At 65.3% G+C, this 16622-nt stretch carries 14 protein-coding genes; 7 read left to right on the top strand and 7 right to left on the bottom strand.

Going from position 1 to position 16622, the window contains the following annotated elements; genetic code table 11:
- The first annotated feature begins 144 nt into the window (after positions 1-144).
- Entirely contained in the window at positions 145-2994 is a 2850-nt protein-coding gene (gene rapA, locus TQ98_RS07340; RefSeq protein WP_044871552.1) for an RNA polymerase-associated protein RapA, read from the top strand.
- Positions 2995-3073: 79 nt separating this feature from the next.
- Here the strand turns inward: rapA and TQ98_RS07335 are convergent, their stop codons facing one another.
- On the bottom strand, positions 3074-4399 hold the full coding sequence (locus TQ98_RS07335; protein WP_044871553.1) for an MFS transporter: 1326 nt from the start codon (positions 4397-4399) through the stop codon (positions 3074-3076).
- Positions 4400-4683: 284 nt separating this feature from the next.
- On the opposite strand from TQ98_RS07335, the gene TQ98_RS07330 reads away from it, so the two are divergent.
- A complete protein-coding gene (locus tag TQ98_RS07330; protein ID WP_044871554.1) occupies positions 4684-6885 on the top strand; it encodes a bifunctional diguanylate cyclase/phosphodiesterase in 2202 nt (733 codons plus the stop codon).
- 7 nt (positions 6886-6892) lie between these two features.
- On the opposite strand, the gene mnmH is transcribed toward TQ98_RS07330, so the two are convergent.
- From mnmH to TQ98_RS07310, 4 genes are all read right to left on the bottom strand, one after another.
- Positions 6893-7999, bottom strand: coding sequence for a tRNA 2-selenouridine(34) synthase MnmH (gene mnmH, locus TQ98_RS07325; protein WP_044871555.1), 1107 nt, complete (start codon positions 7997-7999; stop codon positions 6893-6895).
- Positions 7999-9033 (bottom strand): selenide, water dikinase SelD, encoded by a 1035-nt coding sequence (gene selD, locus TQ98_RS07320; protein ID WP_044871556.1) that lies wholly within the window; start codon positions 9031-9033, stop codon positions 7999-8001. Before selD ends, mnmH begins: the two co-directional genes overlap by 1 nt.
- A gap of 149 nt (positions 9034-9182) precedes the next feature.
- On the bottom strand, positions 9183-9968 hold the full coding sequence (locus TQ98_RS07315) for a TIM barrel protein (protein ID WP_044871557.1): 786 nt from the start codon (positions 9966-9968) through the stop codon (positions 9183-9185).
- The gene (locus TQ98_RS07310) at positions 9968-10855 is read right to left on the bottom strand and encodes an NAD(P)-dependent oxidoreductase (RefSeq protein ID WP_044871558.1); all 888 of its coding nucleotides are present in this window, start codon (positions 10853-10855) and stop codon (positions 9968-9970) included. Before TQ98_RS07310 ends, TQ98_RS07315 begins: the two co-directional genes overlap by 1 nt.
- A gap of 125 nt (positions 10856-10980) precedes the next feature.
- Here TQ98_RS07310 and TQ98_RS07305 point away from each other — a divergent pair, with 125 nt between their 5' ends.
- Genes TQ98_RS07305 through phnE form a run of 4 tightly spaced genes read left to right on the top strand, consistent with a single transcriptional unit; the run spans position 10981 to position 14214 of the window.
- Positions 10981-11832: a putative selenate ABC transporter substrate-binding protein gene (locus tag TQ98_RS07305; RefSeq protein WP_044871559.1), complete on the top strand. Its 852-nt coding sequence runs from the start codon at positions 10981-10983 to the stop codon at positions 11830-11832.
- A complete protein-coding gene (locus TQ98_RS07300) occupies positions 11829-12632 on the top strand; it encodes an ATP-binding cassette domain-containing protein (protein WP_044871560.1) in 804 nt (267 codons plus the stop codon). Before TQ98_RS07305 ends, TQ98_RS07300 begins: the two co-directional genes overlap by 4 nt.
- Positions 12626-13453 carry an ABC transporter permease gene (locus TQ98_RS07295; protein WP_044871561.1) on the top strand — a complete coding sequence of 276 codons (828 nt, stop codon included), beginning with the start codon at positions 12626-12628 and terminating at the stop codon, positions 13451-13453. The genes TQ98_RS07300 and TQ98_RS07295 overlap by 7 nt, the downstream gene beginning before the upstream one ends.
- The gene (gene phnE / locus TQ98_RS07290) at positions 13450-14214 is read left to right on the top strand and encodes a phosphonate ABC transporter, permease protein PhnE (protein ID WP_044871562.1); all 765 of its coding nucleotides are present in this window, start codon (positions 13450-13452) and stop codon (positions 14212-14214) included. Before TQ98_RS07295 ends, phnE begins: the two co-directional genes overlap by 4 nt.
- Positions 14215-14292: 78 nt before the next feature.
- Here phnE and TQ98_RS07285 read toward each other — a convergent pair whose 3' ends face one another.
- Positions 14293-14658, bottom strand: coding sequence for a DUF5064 family protein (locus TQ98_RS07285; RefSeq protein ID WP_044871563.1), 366 nt, complete (start codon positions 14656-14658; stop codon positions 14293-14295).
- 147 nt (positions 14659-14805) lie between these two features.
- A complete protein-coding gene (locus TQ98_RS07280; protein WP_044871564.1) occupies positions 14806-15123 on the bottom strand; it encodes a DUF2288 domain-containing protein in 318 nt (105 codons plus the stop codon).
- A 304-nt stretch (positions 15124-15427) separates the two neighbouring features.
- On the opposite strand from TQ98_RS07280, the gene TQ98_RS07275 reads away from it, so the two are divergent.
- On the top strand, positions 15428-16549 hold the full coding sequence (locus TQ98_RS07275; RefSeq protein WP_044871565.1) for a branched-chain amino acid ABC transporter substrate-binding protein: 1122 nt from the start codon (positions 15428-15430) through the stop codon (positions 16547-16549).
- Positions 16550-16622 lie beyond the last annotated feature (73 nt).

Raw genomic sequence — 16622 nt, 5'->3', positions numbered from 1 at the left:
CCTTTGGTCAGTCTGTCGGCGCGCGCGGGCGCTTCTTTATAGTGGCTCGCTACACTTTTGCGGACATATGGCCCGCATCCGGCGTCGCCGTGCGCCCTGGGTTCCGCTAACATAGCCGGCTTTTTTCACCACAGGGAGACACGCATGGCGCAGCAGTATCAACCGGGGCAACGCTGGATCAGTGACAGCGAAGCGGAGTTGGGGCTCGGAACCATCCTGACGTCCGATGGCCGCCTGCTCACCGTCCTCTACCCGGCCACTGGCGACACCCGCCAGTACGCGCTGCGCAACGCTCCCCTGACCCGGGTTCGCTTCGCCCCCGGCGACGAGATCACCCACTTCGACGGCTGGAAGCTGAACGTCCAGGAAGTGGAGGATGTCGATGGCCTGCTGGTCTACCACGGCATCACCGCCCAGAACGAGCGCCGTATCCTGCCGGAAACCCAGCTGAACAACTTCATCCAGTTCCGCCTGGCCAACGATCGCCTGTTCGCCGGCCAGATCGACCCGCACAAGTGGTTCGCCCTGCGCTACCACACCCTGGAACACCGCTCGCGCCTGCTGCAATCCTCCCTCTGGGGCCTGTCCGGCGCCCGCGCCCAGCCCATCGCCCACCAGTTGCACATCGCCCGTGAAGTGGCCGACCGCGTTGCGCCGCGCGTTCTGCTGGCCGATGAAGTGGGCCTGGGCAAGACCATCGAAGCCGGCCTGGTCATCCACCGCCAACTAATTTCCGGCCGCGCCAGCCGCGTGCTGATCCTGGTTCCGGAGAACCTCCAGCACCAGTGGCTAGTGGAGATGCGCCGCCGCTTCAACCTGCAGGTGACCCTGTTCGACGCCGAGCGCTTCGCCGAAAGCGATGCCACCAACCCCTTCGAAGACAGCCAACTGGCCCTGGTCTCCCTGGAGTGGCTGAAGAGCAGCGAGCGCGCCCAGGACGCCGCCTTCGCCGCCGGCTGGGACCTGCTGGTGGTGGACGAAGCCCACCACCTGGTCTGGCACCCGGACCAGGCCAGCCCCGAATACCGCCTGGTGGAGCAACTGGCCGAGGTCATCCCCGGCGTGCTGCTGCTGACTGCCACGCCGGAACAGCTCGGCCAGGAAAGCCACTTCGCCCGCCTGCGCCTGCTGGACCCGAGCCGCTTCCACGACCTGGAAGCCTTCCGTGCCGAAAGCGCCAACTACCGCCCCGTGGCCGAAGCCGTGCAGGAACTGCTGGACCAGGGCCGCCTGAGCGCCAAGGCCGAAGCCACCATCAAGGGCTTCCTCGGCGAGGAAGGCGAAAGCCTGCTCCAGGCCCTGGCCGGCGGCGACGAAGAAGCCTCGCCGCGCCTGGTGCGCGAGCTGCTGGACCGCCACGGCACCGGCCGCGTGCTGTTCCGCAACACCCGCGCCGCCGTGCAGGGCTTCCCCGAGCGCAAGCTGCACCCGTACTCGCTGCCCAATCCGGTCGAGTACATGGAGCTGCCCATCGGCGATCACCCGGACCTCTACCCGGAAGTCAGCTTCCAGGCCCACCAGGAAGGTGGCGACGAGTCCGAGCGCTGGTGGCGCTTCGACCCGCGCGTCGAGTGGCTGATCGACACCCTGAAGATGCTGAAGAAGTTCAAGGTGCTGGTGATCTGCGCCCATGCGGAAACCGCCCTCGACCTGGAAGACGCCCTGCGCGTGCGCTCCGGCATCCCCGCTACCGTCTTCCACGAAGGCATGAGCATCCTCGAGCGTGACCGCGCCGCCGCCTATTTCGCGGATGAGGAATTCGGCGCGCAGGTGCTGATCTGCTCGGAAATCGGCTCCGAAGGCCGCAACTTCCAGTTCGCCCACCATCTGGTGCTGTTCGACCTGCCGGCCCACCCGGACCTGCTGGAACAGCGCATCGGCCGCCTTGACCGGATCGGCCAGAAGCACACCATCCAGCTCCACGTGCCCTACCTGGAAACCAGCCCCCAGGAACGCCTGTTCCAGTGGTACCACCAGGCCCTGAACGCCTTCCTCGCCACCTGCCCCACCGGCAACGCCATCCAGCAGCAGTTCGGCCCGCGCCTGCTGCCGATGCTCGAAGGCGGCGACGACAATGCCTGGGACGCCCTGGTGGAGGAAGCCGAAGGCGAGCGCAAGCGCCTGGAAGGTGAGATGCACAACGGCCGCGACCGCCTGCTGGAGCTCAACTCCGGCGGCGCGGGCGAAGGCGAGCGCCTGGTGGAGGACATCTTCGAGCTGGACGACCAGTTCGCCCTGCCCATTTATATGGAGAGCCTGTTCGAAGCCTTCGGCATCGACAGCGAAGACCATTCCGAGAACGCCCTGGTGCTCAAGCCCGGCGAGAAGATGCTGGATGCCGGCTTCCCCCTGGGCGACGACGAGGGTGTGACTGTCACCTACGACCGCAACCAGGCGCTGTCCCGCGAGGACATGCAGTTCCTCACCTGGGAACACCCCATGGTGCAGGGCGGCATGGACCTGGTGCTGTCCGGTTCCATGGGCAACACCGCCGTGGCGCTGATCAAGAACAAGGCGCTCAAGCCCGGCACCGTGCTGCTGGAACTGCTCTACGTCAGCGAAGTGGTCGCCCCGCGTGCCCTGCAGCTCAGCCGTTTCCTGCCGCCCAGGGCCCTGCGCTGCCTGCTGGATGCCAACGGCAACGACCTGGCCTCCAAGGTGGGCTTCGATACCCTGAACGACCAACTGGAAAGCGTGCCCCGTGGCAGCGCCAACAAATTCGTCCAGGCCCAGCGCGATGTGCTTGCCGCACAGATCAACGCCGCCGAAGCCAAGATCGCCCCACGCCATGCCGAGCGCGTAGCCGAGGCCCAGCGCCGCCTGAAGGCCGAACTGGACGAAGAACTGGCCCGCCTCACCGCCCTCCAGGCGGTGAATCCGAGCGTGCGCGACAGCGAGCTGGAAGCCGTCCGTCACCAGCGTGACGAAGGCCTGCAACTGCTGGACAAGGCCGCCCTGCGGCTGGAGTCGATCCGGGTGCTGGTGGCGGGGTAATCAGCGCCGGTCCACAGGAAAAAGCGCACCCCAATAAAAAAGGCCCGCAATCGCGGGCCTTTTCGCATCCGGAGAATCGTCAGGCCGCCGCGGCCACCAGGCCCTGGCGCATGTTCGCGGCATCGCGCACAAAGCAGCGCGCAGCCTGGAACAGCGCCAGCATGGTCAGGCTCAGTGCCACCGGAATCAGGTACATGGCGTTGTGCAACCCCACGGCCTTGAAGGTCTCGTTCATCTCGCTGGCACCGGCAGCCAGCATCGCGGCCTGGGAGTAGTGGTCAGACAGTAGCCCCACCACCACCGGGCCAAGTCCGCCGCCCAGCAGGTACAACCCGGCGAAGAACAGCGCCATGGCAGTGGCCCGCAGGCGCGGCTCCACCACGTCCTGGATGGCGGTGTAGACGCAGGTATAGAAGTTGTAGGCGAACAGCCAGCCCAGGCTGAATACCCCCACGAATAGGCCGATCTCGATGCGCCCGGCCAGCAATGCGAAGCCCGTGCAGCCCGCAGCGACCGCCATACTGAAGGCCGCCAGCAGCAGACGGCCGCGCTCGGACTTCTGGTGCACCTTGTCCGCCACCCAGCCCCCCAGAGTCAGCCCCACCAGGCCCGTAAGCCCGGTAATGATACCGGTGGCGATGGCCGCCTGTTCCAGGGGCATCAGGAAGTAGCGCTGGAGCATCGGCACCATGAAGGAATTGGTGGCGTAAGTGGCGAAGTTGTAAGTCAGGCCCGCCAGGGTCAGCCACCAGAAGGTGCGAATCGCCAATACCCGGCGCAGCGGCTTGTCCACAGGCACGGCAACCACCTGCACGCTCTCGGCGGCACCACGGGCCGGTTCCCTGATGAAGAACATGAAGGTCGCCAGGATCAGTCCCGGCACGGCGGCGATGAAGAAGGGCGCACGCCAGCTGCCGAAGGCCTTGACCATGGCGCCAATGGTGAAAAAGGCCAGGACCAGCCCGAGCGGCAGGCCGAGCATGAAGATGCCCATGGCGCGGGCGCGCTTGTGGGCGGGGAAGAGATCACCGATCAGCGAGTTGGCGGCCGGCGCGTAGCTGGCCTCGCCTATCCCGACGCCCATGCGCACCAGCAGGAAGCTCCAGAAGTTCCAGGCAAGCCCGTTCACCGCTGTCAGCCCGCTCCAGATCGCCAGGCCCCAACCCATGATTTTCTTCCGCGCCCCGGTGTCGGCCATGCGCCCCAGGGGCACGCCGGCGACGGCGTAGACCAGGGTGAAGGCGGTGCCGATCAAGCCCAGCTGGAAATCGCTCAGGCTCCACTCGTGACGCACCGGCTCGATGATGATGGCCGGGATGGTCCGGTCGAAGAAATTGAACAGGTTGGCCAGGAACAGCAGGAAGAGCACGCGCCAGGCATTGGCCGCTTGGGGAGATTGCTGCATGAATCGGTCTCGTTGTTGTTTTAAGACGCCCGGGTAACCGTAAGACGGGCTCGAAGTGGCAATCTAGAGCCTCGAATCGACGCCTGTCTGCGACAATTCGTGGAATTTATGTAACCCGATGCTGCCAGGAACCTGCCTGGTTCCGGCGCCGGCCATCGATCACGCGTGACCGCCCGGCGCGAACGGACGAACGTTCCAGATAGATTGCCAACGGCGGCTATACTGATCGCACTGTGCCAGCAACACCACGCCCGAATCGAAACGTCTGCAAGGGATATTCGTCTATGGATTGGCTGGGCCTGCATTTCAACAGTGAGCTTCCAGCAGACGGCCAGGTGCTGCTGAACTGTACCCACAACAGCTGGCTGGTGCTGCTGGCGTTCCTGGTGGCCTCGGGCGCCGGGTACTGCGCCTTCGACATGGCCGAACGCGTGTCCCATGCCCAGGACATGGAAACCCGGCGGCGCTGGTGCTGGCTGGGGGCCTTATGCCTGGGCGGCGGCATCTGGGCGATGCACTTCATCGCCATGCTGGCCTTCGAAGCCCCGGTGGCCATCAATTACGACATCCCCACCACTGCTGTTTCCCTGATGGTGGTGGTGGCCGCCTCGCTGGTGGGCATGTACACCCTCGGCCGCCAGAACCTCGAACCCGTGCACTACCTGTCGGCGGCCCTGGCCATCGGCCTAGGCATCACGGCCATGCACTACTGCGGCATGGCCGCCATCCGCTCGGTGGCTACCCAGTACTACCACCCGGGCATGGTGGCGGTGTCGATGGCCGTTGCCATCGCCGCCAGCCTCGCCGCCCTGCTCCTCTCGGCCTACTTCCGCGAAAACGGTGAAAGCCAGCATCTGCTCAAGATTCCCGCCAGCCTCGCCATGGGCGGCGCCATCTGCAGCATGCACTTCACCGGCATGCTGGCCTTGCAGTTGGCGGTTCCCACAGGGACCGAAATTCAGCTGCACCAGGCCGACAACGCCATGCAGCTCGGTTTCAGCCTTGGGGTGATCGCCGTCGTCGTATTGCTGTTCGCCCTCTGTGTCGCCTGGGGGGACAAGAGGTTGCAGAAGAAGGAACTTGACCTGTTGCACGTCAACAACCTGCTACGGGAATTGGAGCAGGTGAAGGTGAAACTGCAGAACGTCGCCCATTACGACGCCCTGACCAACCTGCCCAACCGCCGCGCCTTCAACGATTACTTTGCCGAGAAGCTGCACGCTCATGCGCAGCTCAAGCAGTCTCTGGCCGTCATGTTCCTCGACGTGGACCACTTCAAGCGCATCAACGACAGCCTCGGCCACGATGCCGGGGACGAACTGCTCAAAGTGGTGGCCGAGCGTGTGCGCAGCGTCCTGCGCCGGGGCGATGTGATTGCCCGCTTGGGCGGCGACGAATTCTGCGTGCTCGCCGGCCTGGGTAACCTGGCCGAGGCCAAGACCCTCTCCCAGCGCATCATGGAGCGCATGAAAGAGCCCATCACCCTGGGCGGGCGCAACGTCACCATGACCACCAGCATCGGTATCAGCCTCTATCCGGACGACGGCGAAACCTGCGAAGAGCTGCTCAAGCACGCCGACCTCGCGCTCTACCAGGCCAAGAACAGCGGACGCAACAACCTGCACTTCTTCAGCCGTCACCTGAAGAACAAGGCCACCTTCGAGCTGCAACTGGAAGAGGATCTGCGCCTGGCACTGGCACAGGACCAGGGGCTGCTCCTCAACTATCAACCCATCCTTGACCTGCACACCGGCCAGGTGACCAAGCTGGAAGCCCTGGTGCGCTGGCAACATCCGCAACTCGGCCTGCTGTCGCCGGACCGCTTCATCGGCGTGGCCGAGGCCAATGGCTTCATCGCCGACCTGGATGCCTGGGTGCTGCGCCGTGCGTGCCGGGACCTGTCCACGCTCGCCGCCCAGGGTTTCCAGGACCTGCGGATGGCGGTGAACTGCTCGGCGCTGAACCTGAGCCGGGAAGAACTGGCGGACGAGGTACAGAGCGCCCTGGGCACCACCGACCTGCTCCCGCAACGGCTGGAACTGGAAGTCACTGAAAACGCCCTGATGAGCAACGTCAGCCAGGCGCTGCACCTGCTGGAGCGCATTCGCGGCCTGGGCGTGAGTATCTCCATCGACGACTTCGGTACCGGCTACTCATCGCTGGCCTACCTGAAGCGCCTGCCCTTGGACACGTTGAAGATCGACCGTTCCTTCGTCATGGACATCCCCGACAGCCACGCCGACATGGAGATCGTCCAGGCCATCATCGGCATGGCCCACACGCTGCACCTGCAAGTGGTGGCCGAAGGGGTGGAGACCCGCGAGCAGCTGGATTTCCTCCGCAGCCACGGTTGCGATTTCATCCAGGGTTACCTGCTGAGCCGCCCCCTGCCCCTGACTGCCATCGCGGAGTTCCTGCACCACCCGCGCCCGCTGGGCAGCAGCAATGTGCTGCCCCTGCGTCCGGCGGATTCCAGCCCCGCCTGAGCCGCCGTCAGCGGCGAGCGGACTTGCGCTGGCGCAGGTACTCCAGCACCGCCGCCTGCTCCCCGGCGAATTCGATACGGTCGCCCTTGCTGTCGCGCTGGAAGGCGTACATAGGGTCGTAGTACTCGCGCAGCAGCCCTTCGATCCAGGCGCGATGCAGGTCCACCTTGCCCGTGGTTTCCTGTTCCGTCAGGGCCTGCTCCATCAGTGCGGACATGCGCTGGTGACGCTCTCCGCCCAGGCGTTTGACGATGTTGGCCAGGCTCTGGCGCAGGCGTGCGGCGAAGCGCGAAAAGCCGTGCTCGTCGCCAAAGGTGGCGATGAACTCGGCACAGAGGTCCACCACGTAGTCCCGCAGGATGCGCTCAACCCGGTCTTCAAAGGCGTCGTCCAGCCAGACCAGCGGGAAATGCTGCATGCCCTGGTACAGCTCCAGGGGCACCGAGCAACTGCCGACGATGCGGCCTTCGTCTTCCAGTACGAACTGGTCGATGCCGGCGGCCCGCTTCTTGAGGATGTCGATGGCCAGTGCGTTCTCGAAGTCGATCTGCGGCGGCTGCGGCGTGGCACGTTTGCCGAAGCTGGAGCCACGATGGTTGGCGTGGCCTTCCAGGTCCAGGCTGTTGGCCAGCTGGGCGATCACGTCGGTCTTGCCGGTACCGGTCAAGCCGCCCACCAGCACGAAGTCGCACTGCTCCACGGCCTCCTGGGTCGTTTCCAGCAGGAAGGTGCGCATCGCCTTGTAACCGCCCTTGATCCGGGGGTACTCGATGCCGGCCTCTTCCTTCAGCCACTGCTGGACCAGTTGCGAGCGCAGGCCGCCACGGAAGCAATAGAGGTAGCCGTTCGGGTTGGCGCGGGCAAAGGCCGCCCAGGCTTCGATGCGCTCTGCCTTGATGGCGCCGCTGACCAACTGATGGCCCAGCTCGATGGCGGCGTCCTGGCCGTGCTGCTTGTAGCAGGTACCCACCTTCTGCCGCTCGATGTCGCTCATCAGCGGCAGGTTCACCGTGTGGGGAAAGGCGCCCTTGGCAAATTCCACCGGGGCACGGGCATCCATCATCGGCAGATCGTTCAGGAAAATGCTGCGGTAATCCGAGGTATCCGGGCGCATCAGAACACCTCGACCGCGAGACTCTGTCGCTCGTGCAGCTGGCCGATAGGGGCCAGTTGCAGGCCGAGTTCCTCGGCCACGGCGAGAAACTCCGCCTCCCCTTCCGGGGCCACGGCCACCAGCAGGCCGCCGCTGGTCTGCGGGTCGCAGAGCAGCAGCTTCTGCACCTCCGCCAACGGCGCCAGGCGGTGGCCGTAGCTATCGAAGTTGCGCATCGTGCCGCCGGGCACGCAGCCCTGCTCCAGGTAGTACTCGACGCCCGGCAGGCTGGGCACCTTGGCGTAGTCGACACGGGCGGTCAGACCGCTGCCGTCGGCCATTTCCACCAGGTGGCCGAGCAGGCCGAAGCCCGTCACGTCGGTCATGGCCTTGACGCCTTCCAGCTTGCCGAAACGGCTGCCGGGCTTGTTCAGGGTGCACATCCAGTCACGGGCCAGGCCGACATCGGCCTCCCGCAGCTTGCCCTTCTTCTCCGCCGTGGTGAGGATGCCGATCCCCAGCGGCTTGGTCAGATAGAGCTTGCAGCCGGCAGTGGCAGTGTCGTTGCGCTTCATGTTGCGCTTATCCACCACACCAGTGACGGCCAGGCCGAAGATGGGTTCGGGCGCATCGATGGAATGCCCGCCGGCCAACGGAATACCGGCTTCGTCGCAGACCGAACGGCCGCCGCGCACCACTTCGCGGGCCACTTCCGGCGGCAGCAGGTTCACCGGCCAGCCGAGGATGGCGATGGCCATCAACGGGTCACCGCCCATGGCGTAGATGTCGCTGATGGCATTCGTGGCGGCGATACGGCCGAAATCGTAGGGATCATCCACGATCGGCATGAAGAAGTCGGTGGTGGAAACCACCCCGCGCTCGTCGTCCAGGGCATAGACCGCCGCGTCATCCTTGGAGGCGTTGCCGACCCAGAGCTTGGGATCGAGGTTCTGCGCACCGCTGCCGGTGAGGATCACGTCCAGCACCTGGGGGGAAATCTTGCAGCCGCAGCCAGCACCGTGGCTGTACTGGGTGAGGCGGATGGGGTCGGTCATGGTTTTCTCTACAACAAGCGGATTGGTTTCCTGTAGGGGCGAATTCATTCGCCAGGCAGGCCGACGGCCTGCGATGGACGTCCATCGGGGGGTCGCTCCGCAAACCCCTGGCGAATGAATTCGCCCCTACAACATTCGTGTTCGTTGGTTCAGGCCTGCCTGGCCTTCCACTCCGGCAGCCAGCCGAGGGTGTCGGCGGTCACGGCGGTGGGCTTGTACTCGGCGCCCAGCCAGCCGGGGTAATCGTCTTCCCGGAGGGCGCGCAGGGCCGGACCGAAATCGGTGCTGCCGCTGCCCGGTTCACCGCGTCCAGGACAATCGGCGAATTGTACGTGGCCGATGCGGCCGGAGAGCAACCGGATTCCCGCGGCTGCGTCCACCCCTTGTCGGGCCATGTGATAGAGGTCGTACTGGGCCTTGAGGTTGGGGTGGTCGACATCGCGCAGCAGTTCGTCCAGCTGCTCCGGCGTGTTGATCAGGAAGCCCGGCATGTCCAGCGGGTTGACGGCCTCGCATACGACGCCGATGCGCAGCACGGCGAAGGCTTCCGCGGTCTTGCGCAGATTGGCCGCCAGGCACGCCAGCGCGCGGTCACGGCTGACGCCTTCGGCCTGGCGTCCGGCCAGGACGTTGACGAAACGCGGGCGGGTCATGGCGGCGTAGTTCAGCGCCTGTTCCAGGCCGTCGTCGAACTGCTCCTGGCGCTCCGGCACTGCGGCCAGCCCGGGGCCACCTTCCATCAGGTCGCCGGCGGGCAGGTTGAACAGGATCAGCGGCAGGCCGGCCGCTTCCAGCACTTCCTTCATGCGGATCGCCGGCAACTCATAGGGAAACTGCACCTCCACACCATCGAAGCCGGCGACGCGGGCAGCAATGACCCGTTCGATCAGCGGGCGGTCGGTAAACAACAGGGACAGGTTGGCGGCGATCTTCATCAGTGGTTCTCCCGGTACATTTCCACCAGCGTAGCCGGATCACGTTCCAGATTGCCCTGGCTGCCGTGCAAGCGCATCAACTGCGCGGCGAGGCCGCTGAGCGGCGTGGCCGAATCATGCTCGCGGGACAGGCGCACAGCGGTGTCCAGGTCCTTGAGCAGGGTCCGCACATGCCATTTGATGGGCTCGAAGCGGCTCTCCGCCATCTGCGGCCCGAGGATCTGCAGTGGCTTGGAGTCAGCGAAACCGCCGGCCAGGGCCGGGGCGATCAGGCTGGCGTCCACCCCGGCCTTTTCCGCCAGGGCCACGACCTCGGCAATCACCAGGGCGTTGCAGGCGACGATCATCTGGTTGCACACCTTGGTCACCTGGCCGGCGCCGACGCCACCCATGCGGGTCAAGCGCTGGCCCAGGTGGGCGAGGACAGGACGCACGCGCTCCACATCGTCTTCATGGCCGCCGGCCATGATCGCCAGCGTGCCGGCCTCGGCGCCCAGGGTGCCGCCGGAAACCGGCGCATCCATCCAGCGCATGCCGGTGCGAGCTTCCAGTTCGGCGGCCATCTCACGGGTGGCCGCCGGTTCCAGGCTGGAGAAATCCACCAGCAATTGACCGGGCTTCGCGCCTTCCACGATGCCGCCCTCCCCGAACACCACCTTGCGCACCACGCGGGTATCCGCCAGGCAGAGCATGACGATATCGGCTTCAGCGCAGAGCTCGGCCGGCGTCTTCACACGGCGGGCGCCTTGCTCCACGAGCGGCGCGCATTTTTCCGGGGAACGGTTCCACACCGTCAGCGGAAAGCCGGCGGCGAGCAGGCGGCGGGTCATGGGCAGGCCCATGAGGCCGATGCCGGCGAAGGCGATGGAAGGCAGGGAATCGGTCATGCCGAGACTCCGGTCAGTTGGCGAAACGCACATCTTAAACGCCTGGTCAGCAACTTGAAGCTTCCATGCCAACGAACGGTCACTATAATCCGCCTGCCTTTTCCGCTATTGAACCGGAGAATCCCATGTTCAAACGCTCTCTCGCCCTCGTGGCAGGCATTGCCCTGTCTGTTTCCGCCGTCGTCGCCCAAGCCGCCGATACCCTCAGAGTCTCTGCCATTCCGGACGAGGCCCCCACCGAACTGCTGCGCAAGTTCAAGCCCCTGGGTGCCTACCTGGAGAAGCAACTGGGCATGAAAGTCGAGTTCGTCCCCGTGGCCGACTACGCCGCCGTGGTGGAATCCCTGGCGGCCGACCGCCTCGACATGGCCTGGCTGGGCGGTTTCACCTTCGTCCAGACCCGCCTGAAGACCGGCAATGCCATTCCCCTGGTGCAGCGTGAACAGGACGAGAAGTTCACCAGCAAGTTCATCAGCGCCGATCCGGCGGTGAAGTCCCTGCAGGACCTCAAGGGCAAGACCTTCGCCTTCGGCTCGGTGTCGTCCACCTCCGGCAGCCTGATGCCGCGCTACTTCATGCAGAAGGACGGCATCGTGCCCGAGCAGTTCTTCTCCCGCGTCGCCTATTCCGGTGCCCACGACGCCACCGTGGCCTGGGTCCAGGCCGGCAAGGTGGACGGCGGTGTGCTCAATGCCAGCGTCTGGCAGAAGCTGGTTGACGCCGGCAAGGTCGACACCAGCAAGGTGAAGGTGTTCGCCACCACCCCGACCTACTACGACTACAACTGGACCGTACGCGGCACCCTCGATCCGGTCCTCGCCGAGAAGATCAAGCAGGCCTTCCTCGCCCTCGACCCGGCCAACCCGGAGCACAAGGCGATCCTCGACCTGCAGGCCGCCACCCGCTTCATCCCCACCAAACCCGAGAACTACCAGGGCATCGAGGAAGCCGCACGTTCCGCCGGCCTTCTGAAGTGAGCCTATCGCTACAAGGCGTGGATCTGATCCACGCCAATGGGCAGCCGGCACTGCTGGGGATCGACCTGACCATCGCCAATGGCGAGCGGGTCGCCATCATCGGCCCTTCCGGCGCCGGCAAGACCAGCCTGCTGCGCCTGCTGTCCACCAGCCTCAAACCCGCCACCGGGCAGCTCCAACTGCTCGGTGCGGCGCCCTGGTCGCTGTCCTCTGGCCAGCGCCAGCGCCTGCGCGCGCGCATCGGCCTGGTCCACCAGGCTCCGCCCCTTCCGCCGCGCCAGCGGGTGGTCACCGCGGTGCTGGCCGGCAAGCTTGGCCAGTGGAACCTGGCCAAGGGACTGATCAGCCTGCTGCACCCGGCGGACAGTGCCGGAGCCGCTGCGGCCCTCGCGCGCCTGGACCTGGCCGACAAGCTCTTCGAGCGCTGCGACCAGCTGTCTGGCGGCCAACTCCAGCGTGTGGGCATCGCCCGCGTGCTTTACCAGGCACCGGAACTCATCCTCGCCGACGAGCCCGTCTCCGCCATGGACCCGGTGCTCGCCGACCACACCCTCGGTGTGCTCTGCGCCGATGCCAGCCGCCGCGGCGTCACCTTGCTGGCCAGCCTGCATGCCGTGGAACTGGCCCTGGCGCACTTCCCGCGCATCATCGGCGTGCGAGAGGGCCGCATCGCCTTCGACCGCCCCCGGGAGGCGGTCACCCAAGCCGACCTGGACGCCCTCTACGCAAACGAACAGCTGGCCAGTGCGCCGTCCTCACCGCCGGTGTCGGCACCCGCCCTGCACATTCCGCGATGCTGAAATCCGCTCCCCGCGACCCCGCGGCCCTGCCCCGGCTGCTGCTTACCCTGCTGGCCCTCGCCCTGCTCTGGCCAGGCCTGGACCTGAGCGAGCTGAACCCCACCGTACTGCTGGCCCCGGACAACCTCCGCACCATGGGCCCGTTCCTTTCCGCCTTCTGGCCGCCCGAGCACGGCGAGGAGTTCCTTCTTCTACTAGGCCGCGCCACCCTGGAGACCCTGGCCATCGCCACCGCCGGCATGAGCCTGGCGCTGCTGATCGCCCTGCCCGCGTCGTTGCTGGCCAGCCGTGCGCTGTCGCTTTCCGCCCTGCCCCGCGGCGGTCGCCCGGCCTGGTGGGCCCAGGTCCTGCGCTGGCCGGTGCGCGGCCTGCTGATCTTCCTGCGCAGCGTGCCGGAAATCGTCTGGGCGCTGCTTTTTGTCCGCGCCGTGGGCCTCGGCCCCACCGCCGGGGTGCTGGCCATTGCCATCACCTACAGCGGCATGCTCGGCAAGGTCTATGCGGAAATCTTCGAATCCGTGGACCCGCGCCCCAGCCGCGCCCTGCTGGCCGCCGGCAGCCCGCGCCTGGCGGCCTTCGCCTATGGCGTGCTGCCCATCGCGGCGACGGAGATGATTTCCTACACCGTCTATCGCTGGGAATGCGCGGTCCGCGCCTCGGTGGTGATGGGGTTCGTGGGGGCTGGCGGCCTCGGCCAGCAGATGGACCTGTCCATGCGCATGTTCGCGGGTGGTGAGGTGGCCAGCATGCTGCTGACCTTCCTCGCCCTGGTGTTGCTGGCCGACCTGCTCAGCCGCTTCCTGCGGGGGAGGTTCGCGTGAGGCCGGGCAATATCCTTGTGCTGCTGGCCCTGCTGGCGGCGGCGATCGCTTCCTTTATAGGCCTGGGAATCGACCTCGGCGCGCTGTTCCGTGGCGATGCGCTGCACCAGATGGCCAGTTATGCAGCGCGCTTCCTCAAGCCGGACCTGTCCACCCCGCATCTGACGGCCATCGGCTGGGGCGCCCTGGAAACCCTGGCGATGTCGGCCCTCGGCACCCTGCTGGCGGCGCTGTTGGGCATGCTCATCGCCCTCCCCGCCGCCGGCCGCTTCGGCAGTCTGGCCCAAGGCGCGGCGCGGCTGCTGCTCAATGCCTTGCGAGCGGTGCCGGAACTGGTCTGGGCCGCGTTGATGGTGCTGGCCGCCGGCCTCGGACCCAATGCCGGCACCCTGGCCCTCGCCCTGCACACCGCAGGTGTCCTGGGCCGGCTCTTCGCCGAAGCCCTGGAAAACACGCCCCCGGCACCGGCCGATGCGATCCGCCTCAATGGTGGTGGGCGCATCGCCGCATTCTGCTACGGCACCCTGCCCAGCCTCTGGCCTCAACTGGTGGCCTACATGCTCTACCGCTGGGAGAACAACATCCGCATGGCCAGCGTCCTCGGCTTTGTCGGCGCCGGTGGCCTGGGTCAGATGCTTTACGTGAGTCTCAGTCTGTTCCAGGAAGCCCAGGCGGCCAGCGTGATTCTCGCCATGCTGATCCTGGTGCTGGGTGTGGATGCCCTGAGCGGCTGGATGCGCCAGCGCTGGGTGACTGCGTAGAACAGCCAGTGGGCCGGCAGACCCGAGGGGAAGGAGGGAAGGTGGAAATCGCGATGCGATTTCCACCGGGGACAAGGCTCAGACGCCGTCCTTGTCCAGATGGTCGAAATTCACCGCTTCGCCCGGCTCGGCGCCCAGCACGCGGCGGATATCTTCGAAGATTTTGTCGTATTCCTTGTGGTTGCGCATGATCAGCGTGGTGTTGGGGTGCAACCCATTCTTCACCGCCACCTTCGAAATGATGGCCGCGAAATTGAACGCTGTATCGCGGTGCATCTCGAACTCTTCCGAGAATGGCTTGCCGTCGATTTCGCCCGCCATGCGGAAGTGCAGCATGGTGCCTTCCTTCGCATTCGGACGCGCTTCGTAATAAAGGTCGATGGAGAACTTCTGTCCCGGCAGACCGGGCACGCTGGCCCGATGTACATGGCCTGGTTCAAACATGGTGACGCTCCCTGTTGATCAACAAATGAAGAAGGTGGGTTCCAGTCTAGCTCGCCCCACCGGTTTCGCCGCCGTCCCTGACCAATGCATGGCGGGACACGCGGCGCTCTCCCGGACCCCTTCCCTGGCATCCCGGCAAGAGTTTCGTCAGTGACGGGCCGGCGCCTCGTCACGTTCCTGGATCAGCACCCACGGTGCTACCACTACTGCCCAGAGCTTGGGATCGCGCTCCAGCAGATCCTGGGCGCGGGCTTCCTCCACCTTGCTGAGCTTGCCGGCAGTCAGCAGGGCCGCGACCTGGGGCTTGTCGTCTTCGGCTACGGCCAGGGCGACGCCCACCAGGTCTTCTGCACCGTCAACCCAGAGCAGAGCGCCACGGGCGAAGAAGGGCTGCAGCTCTTCCCAGGTGATGGCGGCGGTTTCGCCGAGCAGCTTGGCATAGAGGGTGCTAGCGTTATCGTTCATGGCTTGTATTGAGTTGGTTGGTAACGAATGGATTGGGGGGGCGCAATGATAGCGCCGGTCAACATTGAGACAAGCCCGAGCCGACGACTCCAACCATCCTCACAACACGCCGTATTTCTATACGTTTGTTTCGATTAAGCGACACAAGAACATTCCGTCATCAAAACCCGACTTTTCAAGCCGTAAATCAGCAATCTACACTGTTCCGGTACAGTTGCCGGGGGGCGTTGGCGGGGTGTGACTCCCTGTCCCGTAGCTTCGGCAAACAGGACAACAACAACGAAAAACACAAGAGTGGAGCACTATGAATAAGGCTACCAAGCAGATTTCCAAACTGTTCGCCGCCATGGCTCTGGCCGGTGTCGCCAGCTATTCCGTAGCAGCTGACACCATCAAGATCGCCCTGGCTGGCCCGGTGACCGGTGCGGTCGCACAGTACGGCGAGATGCAGTTCATTGGCGCCAAGATGGCGATCGAGCAGATCAACAAGGCCGGCGGGGTGAACGGCGCTCAGCTCGAAGGCGTGGTGTACGACGACGCGTGCGACCCGAAGCAGGCCGTAGCCGTTGCCAACAAGATCGTCAACGACGGTATTCACTACGTGGTTGGCCACCTCTGCTCCAGCTCCACCCAGCCCGCGTCCGACATCTATGAAGACGAAGGCGTCCTGATGATCACCGCGGCTTCCACCAGCCCGGACATCACCTCCCGCGGCTACCAACTGGTATTCCGCACCATCGGCCTGGACAGCCTGCAGGGCCCGACCGCCGGCAACTTCATCGCTGACCACATCAAGCCGAAGGCCGTTGCCGTCATCCACGACAAGCAGCAGTACGGCGAAGGCATCGCCACTGCCGTGAAGCAGACCCTGGAAGGCAAGGGCATCAAGGTGCCTGTGTTCGAAGGCATCAACGCCGGCGACAAGGACTTCTCCACCATCGTGGCCAAGCTGAAGCAGAGCGGCGTGGACTTCGTCTACTACGGCGGCTACCACCCGGAACTCGGCCTGCTGCTGCGCCAGTCGGCTGAAAAAGGCCTGAAAGTACGCTTCATGGGTCCGGAAGGCGTAGGCAACAAAGAGCTGTCCGCCATCGCTGGCCCGGCTTCCGAAGGCCTGCTGGTCACCCTGCCGAAGTCCTTCGACCAGGATCCGAAGAACCAGGCCCTGGTAGAAGCCTTCAAGGCCAAGAACGAAGACCCGAGCGGTCCGTTCGTGTTCCCGGCTTACGCCGCTGTGCAAGTCATCGCCGAAGGCATCAAGAAAGCCGGCGAAGACGACACCGCCAAGGTCGCAGCTGCCCTGCGCGCCAACTCGTTCCAAACCCCGACCGGCACCCTGGCCTTCGATCAGAAGGGCGATCTGAAGGACTTCAGCTTCGTGGTTTACGAGTGGCACAAGGACGGCACCAAGACCGAAGCTAAATAAGCTTCCCGCCTGAACGCAAAGCCCACTGCTTCGGCAGTGGGCTTTGTTTATCCGTGTTTTACGGGCTCCGCTG

Source organism: Pseudomonas sp. LFM046, from assembly GCF_000949385.2.
Lineage (GTDB): Bacteria > Pseudomonadota > Gammaproteobacteria > Pseudomonadales > Pseudomonadaceae > Metapseudomonas.
Note: the sequence above shows the minus strand (reverse complement) of the source record. Positions and strands in the feature narration are given on the sequence as shown.

What these genes read in the sequence shown, in the direction of transcription:
- rapA (WP_044871552.1), top strand. Translation starts at nt 145, where the DNA reads ATGGCGCAGCAGTATCAACCGGGGCAACGCTGGATCAGTGACAGCGAA.
- TQ98_RS07335 (WP_044871553.1), bottom strand. Translation starts at nt 4,399, where the DNA reads ATGCAGCAATCTCCCCAAGCGGCCAATGCCTGGCGCGTGCTCTTCCTG.
- TQ98_RS07330 (WP_044871554.1), top strand. Translation starts at nt 4,684, where the DNA reads ATGGATTGGCTGGGCCTGCATTTCAACAGTGAGCTTCCAGCAGACGGC.
- mnmH (WP_044871555.1), bottom strand. Translation starts at nt 7,999, where the DNA reads ATGCGCCCGGATACCTCGGATTACCGCAGCATTTTCCTGAACGATCTG.
- selD (WP_044871556.1), bottom strand. Translation starts at nt 9,033, where the DNA reads ATGACCGACCCCATCCGCCTCACCCAGTACAGCCACGGTGCTGGCTGC.
- TQ98_RS07315 (WP_044871557.1), bottom strand. Translation starts at nt 9,968, where the DNA reads ATGAAGATCGCCGCCAACCTGTCCCTGTTGTTTACCGACCGCCCGCTG.
- TQ98_RS07310 (WP_044871558.1), bottom strand. Translation starts at nt 10,855, where the DNA reads ATGACCGATTCCCTGCCTTCCATCGCCTTCGCCGGCATCGGCCTCATG.
- TQ98_RS07305 (WP_044871559.1), top strand. Translation starts at nt 10,981, where the DNA reads ATGTTCAAACGCTCTCTCGCCCTCGTGGCAGGCATTGCCCTGTCTGTT.
- TQ98_RS07295 (WP_044871561.1), top strand. Translation starts at nt 12,626, where the DNA reads ATGCTGAAATCCGCTCCCCGCGACCCCGCGGCCCTGCCCCGGCTGCTG.
- TQ98_RS07285 (WP_044871563.1), bottom strand. Translation starts at nt 14,658, where the DNA reads ATGTTTGAACCAGGCCATGTACATCGGGCCAGCGTGCCCGGTCTGCCG.
- TQ98_RS07280 (WP_044871564.1), bottom strand. Translation starts at nt 15,123, where the DNA reads ATGAACGATAACGCTAGCACCCTCTATGCCAAGCTGCTCGGCGAAACC.
- TQ98_RS07275 (WP_044871565.1), top strand. Translation starts at nt 15,428, where the DNA reads ATGAATAAGGCTACCAAGCAGATTTCCAAACTGTTCGCCGCCATGGCT.